This is a genomic window from Streptomyces yatensis (assembly GCF_018069625.1).
GTDB classification, from domain to species: domain Bacteria; phylum Actinomycetota; class Actinomycetes; order Streptomycetales; family Streptomycetaceae; genus Streptomyces; species Streptomyces yatensis.
The window spans coordinates 9,873,744-9,886,784 of the sequence record NZ_CP072941.1; the positions used below are offsets into that span (position 1 = coordinate 9,873,744).

Here is a 13,041-nt window from a genome sequence, read left to right on the forward strand (position 1 = left end):
GGTGTGAGACGGGGCGGGTCAGGTACCGGCGGGGCGGGCGCGGACATGGATGCGCTCGCCCTGCGCCCCGAACAGGGACAGGAACTCCACCGGCTGGTCCCCGGCGTTGGCGAAGCCATGGGGCGTGCGGGTGTCGAATTCGGCGGCCTCACCGGATGTGAGCACCAGGTCGTGCTCGCCCAGCGCCAGCCGTAGCCGCCCCGAGAGCACATAGAGCCACTCATAGCCCTCGTGCACCCGCTGCTCCAGCGGTTCGTCGCGCCCGCCCGGCGGCCGGGGCGGCATGATCTGCTTGTAGGCGTGCAGCCCGCCCAGATAGCGGGTCAGCGGAACGAACGTCTGGCCCTGCCGGGTGAACGGCCGCGGATGGACCCGGGGATCCCCGGTGGCCGGCGCCCCCACCAGCTCGTCCAGCTGCACTCCGTACGCCTTGGCCAGCGGCAGCAGCAGCTCCAGGGTCGGCTTGCGCTGTCCCGCCTCCAGTCGCGACAGGGTGCTCAGCGAGATCCCGGTCGTCTCGCTGAGCTGGGCCAGTGTGGTGCCACGGGTGCGCCGCAACGCCCGCAGCCGGGGTCCTACGGCGGTCAGTACCTCGGTGAGGTCTTCGTCGGCCATACCGTTTATTTGCTACCCCGGCAAAGAAGTTTGTCAAGTGGTCGCGGCCGTGTGCACTCTCCTGCCAGGAACGAAGGGAGCGCATCCGACATGACCACCGATCCGCACACCATCTCGCCGGACACCTCGCCCGAGGAGTTCTGGGACACCTTCTACAGCGCCGAGGACCGCGTCTGGAGCGGCAAACCCAATGCCGCTCTGGTGCGCGAGACCACCGGGCTGCCCCCTGGCCGCGCGCTGGATCTCGGCTGCGGTGAGGGCGGCGACGCGATCTGGCTCGCCCGGCAGGGCTGGCGGGTCACCGCCGTCGACGTCTCACAGGTGGCGTTGGACCGCGCCGCCGGACACGCGGCGTCGGAAGGTGTCGGCGACCACATCGAATGGCAGCGGCACGACCTGTCCGAGTCCTTCCCGGAGGGCACGTTCGACCTCGTCTCCGCCTACTTCTTCCACTCCCGGCTGGAACTGCCCCGGGACCAGATCCTGCGCACCGCGGCGGGGGCCGTCGCACCGGGCGGAGTGCTGCTGATCACCGGACACGCCGCATTCCCGTCCTGGGCGCCGGACCCCGGTCCGGAGTTCCACTTCCCCACGCCCGAGGAGGTGCTCGCCGGGCTCGACCTCGCGGACGGGGAGTGGGACGTCCTCGTCAGCGAGGTCCATGTGGAGAACATGACCGCTCCCGACGGGCAGCCGGCCACCCGCACCGACAACACCCTCAAGGTCCGCCGCCGCTGACGGCGGCCCCGCGGTCCACCCGGGAACCGGTCCGCCCTCCGGACCGGCCCGCACTCAGGAACCGGCCCGCACTCAGGAACCGGTGCGCCGGAACGCCCAGTCCATGCGTGGCTCCAGCAGCGAGCGCAGGACCCGTCGCACCGGTCCCGTGCACAGCACAGTGATCATGAGCACCGCGGCCGCGGTGACGGCGAGCTCCCCGAGCGGGGTGTGCAGCCAGGGATGGTCGTACCAGTCCCAGAAACGGGATGACTTGATGATGAAGCCGTGCAGCAGATAGCCGTACAGCGTGCCCGAACCGAGTGCGGTGAACCAGGTCCGGCGCCCCGGCACCCAAGCCAGGAAACAGGCCGTCAGCACCAGCGCCAGACCGAAGAGGGCGGGTGTGGTGAGCAATCCGGCCCAGGACGGTACGCCATCCAGCGCCGCCACGCTCTTGCGGTGGTAGAACCACTCCGCGTCCATCCAGGGCGCCACCGCGTACGCCGTGCACAGCGCGAAGGCCGCCACCGGAAGGGCGATCAGCCGGGCCCGCCGGGTCCGCAGCCGGGAGAAGTGGTCCGGTCGCAGGGTGAGTCCGACCACGAAGAACGGGAGGAACGCCAGCACCCGCTGCAGGCCGAGATCCCCACCGGCCTCGGGCGAAATCGAGGCCAGCGCGGCCACCGCCAGCGCGACCGGCACCGGATGGCGCAGCGCGAGCCACAGCGGGGTGGTGATCCGCCAGATGAACAGCGCGGCCAGGAACCACATCACGTACCAGGGGTCGAGCAGGCTGATCGGATAGCCCGGATCGTCCTGTGCCCAGCGGTAGAAGAGCGTGTACGCGACCTCGAAGACCACATACGGCACGACGACACCCGTGAGCAGCCGTTTCACCCGGCCCGGCGCCATGTCGAAACTCCGCGAGAAGTATCCCGATATGAGGGCGAACGCGGGCATGTGGAACGCGTAGACCAGCAGGTAGATCGCGGTGGCCGCCCGGCTGCCGTAGGTGAGCGGCTCCCAGGCGTGGCCGCACGCCACCAGCACGATGGTGAGGTACTTCGCATTGTCGAAGTACGGGTCGCGCGTCCGGCCGCCCGACGCGCCGCCCTCGCGGGGTCGTGGGACGGCCGGGGGTGTGGTCACACGGGTGGAGGTCTCCTGCTGCACAGCTTCTCCCGGATCCCTTCGATCGAGCCGACAGTCGAATCCTGGTCGCCTGCCCCGCTCTGCCCGTCCCATGCGGGGCCAGGACCCGGATCCCAGTACGTGCGGCCCGGCCGCGGCGTTCACCGGCGGGCGGCACGTCCGGGGGTCCGCTCATGAACTCGGCCGCCACTTCAGGACACGGGGAGCCGGTCCAGCGAGGTCAGCTCGGTGTGTGCGGACGCGAACAGCAGGGCGACGGCCAGAGCGCCCGGATCCGGGACGCCGCGGGCGTGGTCGCCGGTATAGCTGGCCCGCCCGCGCCGGGCGCGCAGATCCGTCGTGGAGCGGGCGCCCCGATGGGCCGCCACCGCGGCCACATGGAGCGCGTACGCGGGATCGGCGGTGGGTTCACAGGAGGCGAGCGCCCGCGCCGCGGGCACGAGGGCGTCCACCATCGTCTTGTCGCCCACCTCGGCCTCGCCCACCCGCTGGATGGCGGCCGCCCCCGCGGCGGTGCCCAGGGCCAGCGCGGCGGTCCCGGGCGGGTCGGCGGCCATCCCCAGCGCGTCGGCGAGCTCCTGGAAGAGCAGCCCGAACAGGGGACCGCTGGTGCCGCCGACATCGTCGAGGAAGACCCGTGCGGCAGCGTCGAGCGGCGCGTCCGGGCCCCTTTGGTTTCGCTCACCGTTCCCCGCGCCCGCCGCCAGGGCGTCCAGCGCGCGGCGGACACCGTCCATCCCGGTGACCAGGTTGCCGCCGAAGTCCCCGTCGCCCGCCTTCTGGTCGAGCGCGGTGAGCTCGGGTTCCACGGAGCGTACGGTGGCGGCGAAGCGCGTCAGCCAGTCCATGACGGTGGCGTGCGTAAGGCCCTTCGGGCCGGGCTGATCGGACATGAGCGGGGCAACTCCTCGGGGCGGTGGCGGGGTCAACGGGGCCGGACGGGGTCAACGGGGCGGAACGGGGTCAACGGGGCCGGACGGGGTCAATGAGGCGGGGTCACAGGGGCCAGGCGGGGGTGCGGGCGGGGGCGTCCCACAGCCGCAGCGCCTCCGCGTCGGTGGCGAACAGGGTCAGCGAGAAGCCCCGCATGTCCAGGGCGCTCACGAAGGTGCCGGTCAGGGACCGGTCCAGGCCCACGCCGCGGTCGTCGAGGGCCTTGGCGACGGCGTGGCGGATGCCGTACAGCTCCAGCGAGGTGATCGACCCCAGCCCGTTGACCAGGGCGAGCACCCGTGTCCCCGCGGTGTCGGGCAGCGCGGCCAGCAACTGGTCCGTCATGGTCTCGACCAGCTTGCCGAGCGGTGCGTGCGGGGTGGTCCCCTCGGCCCGCTCGCCGTGGATGCCGACCCCGAACTCCAGGATGTTGTCGGGAAGGGCGAAGGCCGGTGCCCCGGAGGCGGGTGTGTTGTGGGCGGCCGAGGCGACGGCGAGGCTGCGGGCCCGCCGGGTCACATCGGTGCCGAGGGCGACCAGGTCCTCCAGGCCGCGCCCCTCGTCGGCGGCGGCGCCGAGGATCTTCTCGATGATCAGGGTGGCGCCGGTGCCGCGCCGGCCGACCGCGATGTCATCGGAGTCGCTGGCGATGTCGTCGTCGATGAGAACACGTGCGCAGCGGATGCCCTCATGGGCGAGGCGCTCGGCGGCGATGCTGAAGTTGATGCGGTCACCGGTGTAGTTCTTCACGATGTGCAGCACACCGTCGGGCCGGGCGACGGCCCGGCTGGCCTCGAAGATCTGCCGGTTGTGGGGCGAGGCGAAGATCCGCCCGGGGCAGGAGGCGTCCAGCATCCCGGTCCCGAGGAAGCCGGAGTGCAGGGGCTCATGGCCGGAACCGCCTCCCGAGACCAGCCCGACGCGGCGGGTGGGTGCGCAGTGGCGGGTGCGGAAGTATCCGTGGTCGGGGTGGTAGGCGACGAGATCGGCATGGGCGGCGGCGAAGCCCGCGAGCGCGTCGGGAACGAGAGACTCGGGCGAGTCGCGGAAGTACTGGGGCATGAACTCGGCTCCCTGGGCGAGTGGGGCGGACGGGGTGGACTCGGCGGTCGAGCGCCGTCTCGGCGCCAGCGGAATGAGGGCTCAGGAACAGATCGTCTCCGCGACCCGGCGGCAGGGTGCTCAGGCTGGACAGCAGCGGGACCCCAACGGCCTACAGGCATACGCCGGTCGTGTGCCGTGGGGGAGGCATTGGGGAGGTTCCGGCTCGTGTGCCGGCGGGGAGCGGCGGGGCAGGGATCGACGGACATCCGGCACACCCCCGCGGGCATCCGGCACCACCCCTGAGGAGTCACCCACGTCCCTCGATGACTTCGAACGTCACCCCCTGCTGTTCGGTCCCAGCCCCATCCACCCCCTGGACCGGCTGAGCGAACGTCTCGACGGGGCGCGGATCTGGGCCAAGCGCGAGGACTGCAACAGCGGGCTGGCCTACGGCGGCAACACGACCCGCAAGCTGGAGTACCTCGTCCCCGACGCGCTCCGGAAGGGCGCGGACACCCTGGTGAGCATCGGCGGTGTGCAGTCCAACCACACCCGCCAGGTCGCCGCAGCGTCACCGGCTCCACCCAGGCGGGCATGATCGCGGGCTTCGCGGGCCAGGACCGCCCCCGCCGGGTCCTGGGCATCGACGCCTCCGCCAAGGTGGCCGAGACCCATGCCCGGGTGGCGAAGACCGCACGTGAGACCGCCGCTCTGATCGGCCTCGGCCGGGAGCTGCGCGATGCGGAGATCACCGTGCTGGAGGGCTGGGCCGGGGACCTCTACGGTGTCCCGGTCGACTCCACCCTCGACGCGATCCGGCTCACCGGAAGCCTCGAAGGGGTGATCCTCGACCCGGTCTACGAGGGCAAGTCGATGGCCGGGCTCATCGACCTGGTCCGCGACGGCGAGATACCCAAGGACTCCCATGTGCTCTACGCCCACCTCGGCGGCCAGCCCGCGCTCAACGCCTACAGCGGCGCCTTTCGCTGACCGGTCCGAAAGCAGGCGGAAAAGGAGGCGGGAAAGGAGGAGCGCGAGGTGATGCGCGGGCCACCACCGGGGTACCCGAAGCGCGGCCCGGGCCACGCGGCCCCGTGGCCTCCCCACCCCCGCGAGACCAGGGAGCCAGGGTGACGGACATGAACACCGGGAACGACCGGCAGGCCGGGAGCGCCGCGCCCCCCGACGGCCCGCTGTCGGGCTGCGCGGCGCTGGTGACCGGCGCGTCCAGCGGCATCGGAGCGGCCACCGCCCTGGCGCTGGCCCGGGAGGGAGCCGATCTCGCACTGGTGGCCCGCCGCACCGAACGGCTGGAGGACCTGGCCGCCACCCTCCGGAAGGAGGGCCGCTCGTGCGCCGTCCTCACGGCAGACCTGCAGAGCGCGGAGCAGGCCCGTCAGTGCGTCGAGGACGCGGCGGAGCAGTGCGGACGGCTCGATGTGCTGGTGAACAACGCCGGCTATGTGGCCACCGGCACGGTCGAGGAGAGTGACCCCGAGGCCTGGGAGCGGATGATCGCCCTCAACATCGAGGCCGTCCTGCACACCTCCCGGCAGGCGCTGCCGCATCTGCTGCGAACGGCGTCCGAGGGCCCGCGCGGGGTGGCGGACCTGGTGAACGTCAGCTCGGTGGGCGGCCGGGTGGCGCGGCCCGGCAACAGCGTCTACTCGGCCACCAAACACGCGGTGGGCGCCTTCAGCGAGGCCATGCGCCAGGAGGTGACCGCCCGCGGTGTCCGGGTGGGGCTGGTCGAACCGGGCATGACCGCCACCGAGATGACGGCCGGCAACAGGACGGCCACCGTCGCACGCGGCATGGCGCGCGTGTCCTGGCTGCATCCCGAGGACATCGCCCGGGCGATCACCTTCATGGTCGTCCAGCCCGCGCATGCCGCCGTCAACGAAATCATGGTGCGCCCCACCGCCCAGGAGCACTGACCCGCCTGCCCCCGCCGCCCCGCCCGCCCCGTTGCGCCACGGCCTGAGGGGGCGGGCGGGGCGTGCCGATCTCGGCCCGGCTTGGCTCCCGTCCGGCCCCGCACGGCTCCCGCGGAAGCGTGCGCGAGGGATTTACAACGTTGGAAATTCTCTTTAACGTTGCGCCACGCACGGCCCGGGCCGCTCTTCCCCCCTTCACCACTCCTCCCGAGGGAGCGTGCATGACCACGCCGTACCGAAGACACCTCCTGCCCGCTCTGCTGACCCTCCTGACCGTCCTGGGCTCGCTCCTGGCCGTCCAGGCGCCCCCGGCCGCGGCCGCCTCCGGCACCCTGCTGCGCGACGGCACCGGCCTCTACCCCCGCGCCGTGCGGCTCGCGCACAACGGCGCCGCCAACGGCCGCGTCCTCGCTTCGGTCGTCACCTTCCGCGGCTCGGACGGGATCGGCGCCATCTACGAGAGCACCGACGACGGCGCCACCTTCCGCCAGGTGGGCGAGGTGGCCGACCCCGAGGCGTCGGGCGGACAGGGCGAATGCTGCGCCACCCTGTACGAACTGCCTCGGGCCGTCGGCGGCATGCCCGCCGGGACCCTGCTGTGGTCCGCCTCCATCGGCCAGGACGAGCCGGACCGCCGGATGGCCATCCGGGTCTTCCGCAGCAACGACCGGGGCCGCACCTGGTCCTATCTGTCCACCGTGGCCACCGCCCCCAACACCAAGGGCCTGTGGGAGCCGGAGTTCTCCATCGATTCCAGCGGGCGCCTGGTGGCCCACTACTCGGACGAGACCGACCCCGCCCACAGCCAGAAGCTGATCGCCGCCCGCAGCGCGGACGGGATCACCTGGCAGGGCCACCACGCCACCGTCGCCAGCAACCTCGCCTCCGACCGGCCCGGTATGCCCATCGTGCGCAAGCTGCCCGACGGGCAGTACTTCATGGCGTACGAGATCTGCGCCGCCCAGGGGCAGTACTCATGTGTGGTCCACTACCGGACCTCGCGGGACGGCTGGAACTGGGGCGACCCCGCGCACCTGGGCTACCGTCCGGAAACCGCCGACGGCAAGTACTTCACCCACACACCGAACCTCGCCTGGGCCCCCGAGGCCGGCAATCCCCGGGGCAAGCTGTTCCTCATCGGCCAGGTGCTGAACAACGCCGACGGCAGCACCGCCGCCGGCAGCGGGGCCACCGTGTGGACCAACAGCAACGGTGGCACCGGGGCGTGGCGTTCGATCCCCGCACCGGTGCGGGTGGACTCCAAGGTGGTCGACTGGTGTCCCAACTACAGCTCGGCGCTGCTGCCCTCGGCGGACGGCAGCCGGGTGTTGGAGATCGCCACGGACTACGTGGGCACCGTGTGCAAGCCCTACTTCGCCACCGGGGGGAGCTGACCGGGTGAACGCCCGCTGACCGAAGCGGTGTTTTCCCTGCCCGGGATCCCGTCCGGCCGTTCGGGGCCGGTGCCGGCGTGGTGCGGACGACCGTCTCCACCAGGGCACCGGCCTCGGCGCGAGTCCGCGTGCCGAGCCGTTCGCCGGGCGGCGGCGTGCTCGGTCCGCGAACGGCATGACCACCCACTCGGGCTCCCGCCTCCTCCGCGTGGGCGTCCGGCGTTGGCCCGGCCAGGTGACGGACACCGGCCGGGCCATGACCCGAACGCCGTACGGCGGTGACCCGGGCAGCGGGCCCGTGCCGCGCGCCGCGGCGTGGCCACCACACGTCGCGCGGCCGGTGCACCGCACCCCAAGCCACGCGGCTGACCTGCGCGAACGGGCTGGGCGGTGGCGAGGTGGCGAGGCCTCGCGCGGACGGAAGACACGTGGCCGGGGCCGCTTCCCGGCGCTCCGGACGCCCGCCATCCAGCCGACGGCACGGGCCGTGTGGGTGCTCGACCTGCCCCGTTCCGGATGACAGCGTGGCCGACATGGAGCACAGCCCAGGACCGCAAAACGTGCGCGCGAGGCTGCTGCTGGCCAGCGCCACCATGCTCTTCGTCGAGCTCGCGCTGATCCGGTGGACCGGCGCCAATATCGTCCATCTGAGCTATTTCTCGAACTTCATCCTCTTGGGCTCGTTCCTCGGGATCGGCCTGGGATTCCTCATGCCCGCCGGGCGTGGGCAGTGGCTCACCCGCTGGGCGCCCATCCCGCTCGCCGTTCTCGTCGTCCTGGTACGCGAGTTCCCCGTGCAGGTGCGGCAGACCAGCGGCGAGGTCATCTACTTCACCGCCGTGAAGACCACCGGTCTGCCCCAGTGGGTGACCCTGCCGGTGCTCTTCGGACTGACCGCGCTGATCATGATGGCGATCGGGAAGATGACGGCCGATCAGTTCCGTCAGCTGCCCTCGCTGGAGGCCTACCGCTACGACCTGCTGGGCTCGCTCACCGGCTCGGTGTCTTTCGCGCTGCTCTCCTGGCTGCGCGCACCGTCGGTGGTGTGGGGCGTGCTCGCCGCGGTGGCCCTGCTGACCCTGGGCGGCTTCCGCAACAGCATCCGGTACGCGGTCCCGCTCGCCTTGATGGTGGCCGTCCTGGCGCTGGAGACGGCGGCCAGCGGCATCTCCTGGTCCCCGTACTACAAGATCGAGGTGACCAGGCCGACCACCGGCAGCCGGGACTACAAGATCTCCGCCAATGGCGTACCGCACCAGTCCATCGCCCCGCTGAAGGTGCTCGGACGACCCGGCTCCCCGTACGAGCAGCCCTACCGCGAGACCCCGCGGAACTCCCACCGCCGGGTGCTGGTCATCGGCGCCGGCAACGGCAACGACGTGGCGATGGCGCTCGCCCACGGTGCCCAGCGGGTGGACGCCGTGGAGATCGACCCCCGGCTGCAGGAGATCGGTGCGTCACTGCATCCGGCCCGGCCCTACGCCAACCCCCGGGTGCACGTGCACATCAACGACGGCCGGGCCTTCCTCGAACGCACCAAGACCCGCTACGACCTGGTCGTCCTCGCCCTGCCGGACTCCCTGACCCTGGTGTCGGGCGCCAGCAACCTGCGCCTGGAGAGCTATCTGTTCACCCGGCAGGCATTCGAGGCGGCACACCGCCACCTCGCCCCCGGCGGCGCGTTCGCCATGTACAACTACTACCGGCAGAACTGGCTCATCGACCGGTTCGGCTCCACACTCACCTCCGTCTTCGGACACGCCCCCTGCATCACCCACTACGGAGGCAAGAAGGCGGCCATCCTGGTGGCCGGTGTCACCTCCAGCGACCAGTCCTGCACCGCCTCCGCCTGGCGCCCCTCGGGCCCGGTGCCCTCGGCCGCCAGCGACGACCATCCGTTCCCGTATCTGCTGCACCGCACCATCCCCACCCTCTACATCGGGGTCCTGGGGGCGATCCTGCTGGTGACCCTGGTGTCGGTACGGCTGACCGGGGTCCGGCTGCGGCGCACCGCCCGTTACGTGGACATGTTCCTGCTCGGTGCGGCGTTCATGCTGCTGGAGACCAAGAACGTGATCGGCTTCGCCCTCTACTTCGGCACCACCTGGCTGGTCAACGCCATGGTCTTCGCGGGGGTGCTGGTCGCCGTGCTGTGCGCGGTGGAGGTGCGGCGCAGGCTGCGCCGGGTCAATCAGCTCGTGCTGCAGCTGATGCTCTTCGCCAGTCTCGCGATCGCCTGGCTGATCCCGTCCCATCTGGTGCTGGGACTGCCCTTCGCCCCCCGGCTGGCCGCCGCGATCGCGCTGGCCTTCGCCCCCATCTTCTGTGCCAACCTCATCTTCTCCGACCGGCTGGCGGCGGCCTCCGACCCCACGGCGGCCTTCGGCGCCAATCTGCTGGGCTCCCTGTTCGGCGGCACCCTGGAGTATCTGGCCCTGCTCACGGGCTATCAGGCGCTGCTGCTGGTCGTGGCGGTGCTGTACGCGGGTGCCTGTGTCGCCATGCGCTTCACCCGCCGCGGCTCCGGCGATGTCACCAGCCATGAACCACTCACGGTGCAAACGGCGCCACGCCCCTGAGCGCCCCTCCCCCCGCCGCCCCCGGCCGCCTTCCGGCCGGGGGCGGCCGCGTTGGTGGCGCGCGCCGCCGCTCTCACTCGAACATGACGTAATCCGGGCGTGGCCGCAGGGCCAGCACCTCTTCCGGGGTCATCAGCCGGCTCCCCTCGGTGTCCTCCTCGTAGAAGAGCTTGAAGCCGGTGCGCACGCCCTCGGGCTGGTTCCTGACCAACTGCCGCCAGGTGTCCCGCTTCATGCCCGGCGATCCGATGCCGTCCGCGCTCTTGATGACCACCACACCGGGCTGCGGGCGCAGCGCGGACTGGTCGCTGACGACGGACACGGCCACCTGGTGGAAGACGAGCGGCTTCTGCGGCAGATCGTGTTCGTCGATGATCCCGGAGAGATAGCGGGCCACATCGGTGAGCTCCTTGCCGCTGGTGTGGCCGTAGGTGTTCCCCGGCACCTCGCCCGGGCCCATCTCCCACTCCGGGTCCAGGGCTATGCCGACATCGGGATGGACCAGCCATTCGCGCAACGCCTTGACCTCGCCGAGGACCGACGCCCGGCCCGGCTGGATGTTCAGCAGCAGCAGGGCGCGGTGGCGCTTGGCCGCGTCGTGGAAGCGGCGGATCGTGTCGGGGGAGGTGCGTGAGCGGTAGGTGCCGTCGGGGCCCGCGCTGCTGTTGGCGACGGTCGCGAGGAGTTCGAGCACCGGCTGCGGTTCGCGGTCCGCGGCGTAGGCGCGGGCGGTCTTCTCGATCTGGCGCACCTGGTCGTCGAGGTCCCCCATGCCGAGCCGGCCGAGCGCGGCCGCCCCGGGCAGTCCGCAGTAGCCCACCAGGCGGTAGCGGGACAGCTCCCGGCCGCCCCGGGGCAGCTCGGGCCGCGGTTTCGGGGTGGGGGAGGGGGAACTCTTCGATGGAGTGGCGGACGGGGAGTGCTTCGTCTTGCCGGAGCCCTGCGGGCCCGCTCCGGAGGACGAACCGGCCGACTCCTCGCCGCAGCCGGCGAGCAGGCCGATCCCGGCCGCCGCGGCCACCGAGAGCATGCCGCGCCGGGTCGGTGGCGGTGTCCCCGATCCTCCGCCGCCGTCGCCGTGCCGCAGGGCGTCCTGCCCGGCCGATGCCCTGTCGGTTGCCGGCATTCCGGGTGTGCTGTGAGCCACGTTCCCTCCGTCCGCGGTGCCGGGTCGGTGGACCGGGCACCGGTCTGTTGTGCGGGCCGATGGGTTGTCCGTGCCAGGCAGCCTGTCCGGTATGACGAAGGCGAAACGGAATAGTGTCCACCGGGCGGAGGGCATGCGTCGCTTTCAGTCCGGGAAGACGATCGGTGGCTGGGTGCGAGAAGGTGCGAACGAGGGCGGCCGGGCCCCCGATGGGCTCAACGCGCCCTGAAATGGAACCTCTTGAGACCCCTGGCCGGTCAGGCGGGCGGGTTCAGTCGGCGGATCGGCGCCCCGTCCAGGTAGGCGCGGATGTCCTCCACCACATCGCCGTAGAACCGCTCGTAGTTGCCCCGGGTGACATAACCGAGGTGCGGGGTGGCCAGCAGATTCGGCAGGGTACGGAACGGGTCGCCCGGCGGCAGTGGCTCCCGTTCGAACACATCGACCCCCGCGCCCGCGATCCAGCCGTCCCGCAGCGCCTCCGCGAGTGCCGCCTGGTCCACGATCGCCGCGCGGGAGGTGTTCACCAGAAGCGCCGTGGGGCGCATCCGCCTCAGCTCCGCCGCGCCCAGCAGCCCCCGGGTGCGGTCGCTGAGCACCAGATGCACCGAGACGATGTCGCTGGTCTCCAGCAACTCCTCCTTGGAGCCGGCCGGCCGCACCCCCTCCGCCTCCGCGCGCTCGGCCGTGAGATTCTCGCTCCAGGCGGCCACCTCCATGCCGAAGGCCCGGCCGACCCGCGCCACCTGGGTGCCGATCCGCCCCAGACCCAGCAACCCCAGGCGGCGGCCGTGCAGATCGGTGCCGACGGTGCTCTGCCACGGCCCGCCGTCCCGCAGCGCCGTGTTCTCCGGCACCACATGGCGGGCGAGTCCCAGGATCAGCGCCCAGGTGAGCTCGGTGGTCGGTTCCGAGCCGCCGCCGGTGCCGCATACGGTGACGCCGTGGCTGGCGGCGGCCTCCAGGTCGACCGACGCGTTGCGCATCCCCGTGGTCACCAGCAGCTTCAGCCGGGGCAGCCGGGCGAACAGCGATGCGGGAAAGGGCGTGCGCTCCCGCATGATGACCACGATCTCGCAGTCCCAGATCGCCTCGGCCACCGCGTCCTCACCGGCGAGGTGCTCATGGACCGGCACCACGTCCACCGCGTCGAGCACACCGGACCAATCGGCCGCCGACAGCGCCACGTCCTGATAGTCGTCGAGCACGGCGCAGCGCAGCTTCATGGGACTACCTCTGTTTCCTCGGACGGGTACGGTGTTTCTACCACCCGTGTGAAGCCACCCCGAAAACCGGGGCCTGACACGTCGTCACCGCGTTTGCGGCGCCACCCTTCCGGATGACATCGGTCGTGGGATCGCGGTGTGACTGGCGTGTGTTTTCACCGAAAGTTGGCTTCTCAAGGGGTGCTGAGACACGTGTGGTTGTTTTGCGTAGTGGCACACAGGGCACCGCACCGTCTGAACAGCAGGCATAATCACAGCTGCGATGGGCGCAGACGCCCAGAAAGGGGACGAAGT

Annotated in this window: 10 protein-coding genes and 1 pseudogene; 5 read left to right on the forward strand and 6 right to left on the reverse strand. The window is 71.5% G+C overall.

Annotated elements, in window-relative coordinates; genetic code table 11:
• Positions 1 to 18 precede the first annotated feature (18 nt).
• Positions 19 to 615 (reverse strand): helix-turn-helix domain-containing protein, encoded by a 597-nt coding sequence (locus tag J8403_RS41100; protein ID WP_211127639.1) that lies wholly within the window; start codon positions 613 to 615, stop codon positions 19 to 21.
• Positions 616 to 705: 90 nt separating this feature from the next.
• On the opposite strand from J8403_RS41100, the gene J8403_RS41105 reads away from it, so the two are divergent.
• On the forward strand, positions 706 to 1,353 hold the full coding sequence (locus tag J8403_RS41105) for a class I SAM-dependent methyltransferase (RefSeq protein ID WP_211127640.1): 648 nt from the start codon (positions 706 to 708) through the stop codon (positions 1,351 to 1,353).
• Between the two features lie 72 nt (positions 1,354 to 1,425).
• Here the strand turns inward: J8403_RS41105 and J8403_RS41110 are convergent, their stop codons facing one another.
• The 3 genes from J8403_RS41110 to J8403_RS41120 all read right to left on the reverse strand — a co-directional run bounded on the left by J8403_RS41110 (position 1,426) and on the right by J8403_RS41120 (position 4,482).
• Positions 1,426 to 2,484, reverse strand: a complete 1,059-nt coding sequence (locus J8403_RS41110; RefSeq protein WP_246586237.1) for an acyltransferase family protein — start codon at positions 2,482 to 2,484, stop codon at positions 1,426 to 1,428.
• Between the two features lie 194 nt (positions 2,485 to 2,678).
• Positions 2,679 to 3,380, reverse strand: a complete 702-nt coding sequence (locus tag J8403_RS41115; RefSeq protein ID WP_211127642.1) for a DAK2 domain-containing protein — start codon at positions 3,378 to 3,380, stop codon at positions 2,679 to 2,681.
• A gap of 103 nt (positions 3,381 to 3,483) precedes the next feature.
• Positions 3,484 to 4,482, reverse strand: coding sequence for a dihydroxyacetone kinase subunit DhaK (locus J8403_RS41120; RefSeq protein WP_211127643.1), 999 nt, complete (start codon positions 4,480 to 4,482; stop codon positions 3,484 to 3,486).
• Between the two features lie 325 nt (positions 4,483 to 4,807).
• Here J8403_RS41120 and J8403_RS41125 point away from each other — a divergent pair.
• The 4 genes and pseudogenes from J8403_RS41125 (at position 4,808) to J8403_RS41140 (ending at position 10,374) form a co-directional block, all read left to right on the forward strand.
• Positions 4,808 to 5,454: pseudogene (locus J8403_RS41125) on the forward strand (pyridoxal-phosphate dependent enzyme).
• 149 nt (positions 5,455 to 5,603) lie between these two features.
• On the forward strand, positions 5,604 to 6,401 hold the full coding sequence (locus J8403_RS41130) for an SDR family oxidoreductase (RefSeq protein ID WP_211128683.1): 798 nt from the start codon (positions 5,604 to 5,606) through the stop codon (positions 6,399 to 6,401).
• A gap of 221 nt (positions 6,402 to 6,622) precedes the next feature.
• Positions 6,623 to 7,795 (forward strand): sialidase family protein, encoded by a 1,173-nt coding sequence (locus tag J8403_RS41135; RefSeq protein WP_211127644.1) that lies wholly within the window; start codon positions 6,623 to 6,625, stop codon positions 7,793 to 7,795.
• A 533-nt stretch (positions 7,796 to 8,328) separates the two neighbouring features.
• Positions 8,329 to 10,374: a spermine/spermidine synthase domain-containing protein gene (locus J8403_RS41140; RefSeq protein WP_211127645.1), complete on the forward strand. Its 2,046-nt coding sequence runs from the start codon at positions 8,329 to 8,331 to the stop codon at positions 10,372 to 10,374.
• 73 nt (positions 10,375 to 10,447) lie between these two features.
• On the opposite strand, the gene J8403_RS41145 is transcribed toward J8403_RS41140, so the two are convergent.
• Both J8403_RS41145 and J8403_RS41150 read right to left on the reverse strand, forming a co-directional pair.
• Complete coding sequence (locus J8403_RS41145; RefSeq protein WP_246586238.1) at positions 10,448 to 11,500, reverse strand: hypothetical protein; 1,053 nt, start codon at positions 11,498 to 11,500, stop codon at positions 10,448 to 10,450.
• Between the two features lie 278 nt (positions 11,501 to 11,778).
• Positions 11,779 to 12,747 carry a D-2-hydroxyacid dehydrogenase family protein gene (locus J8403_RS41150; protein WP_211127647.1) on the reverse strand — a complete coding sequence of 323 codons (969 nt, stop codon included), beginning with the start codon at positions 12,745 to 12,747 and terminating at the stop codon, positions 11,779 to 11,781.
• Positions 12,748 to 13,041 lie beyond the last annotated feature (294 nt).

Excerpts from the sequence above, each read along its gene's own strand:
- J8403_RS41120 (WP_211127643.1), bottom strand. The coding sequence starts at position 4,482 with ATGCCCCAGTACTTCCGCGACTCGCCCGAGTCTCTCGTTCCCGACGCG.
- J8403_RS41150 (WP_211127647.1), bottom strand. The coding sequence starts at position 12,747 with ATGAAGCTGCGCTGCGCCGTGCTCGACGACTATCAGGACGTGGCGCTG.
- J8403_RS41135 (WP_211127644.1), top strand. The coding sequence starts at position 6,623 with ATGACCACGCCGTACCGAAGACACCTCCTGCCCGCTCTGCTGACCCTC.
- J8403_RS41100 (WP_211127639.1), bottom strand. The coding sequence starts at position 615 with ATGGCCGACGAAGACCTCACCGAGGTACTGACCGCCGTAGGACCCCGG.
- J8403_RS41140 (WP_211127645.1), top strand. The coding sequence starts at position 8,329 with ATGGAGCACAGCCCAGGACCGCAAAACGTGCGCGCGAGGCTGCTGCTG.
- J8403_RS41105 (WP_211127640.1), top strand. The coding sequence starts at position 706 with ATGACCACCGATCCGCACACCATCTCGCCGGACACCTCGCCCGAGGAG.
- J8403_RS41115 (WP_211127642.1), bottom strand. The coding sequence starts at position 3,380 with ATGTCCGATCAGCCCGGCCCGAAGGGCCTTACGCACGCCACCGTCATG.
- J8403_RS41145 (WP_246586238.1), bottom strand. The coding sequence starts at position 11,500 with ATGCCGGCAACCGACAGGGCATCGGCCGGGCAGGACGCCCTGCGGCAC.
- J8403_RS41130 (WP_211128683.1), top strand. The coding sequence starts at position 5,604 with ATGAACACCGGGAACGACCGGCAGGCCGGGAGCGCCGCGCCCCCCGAC.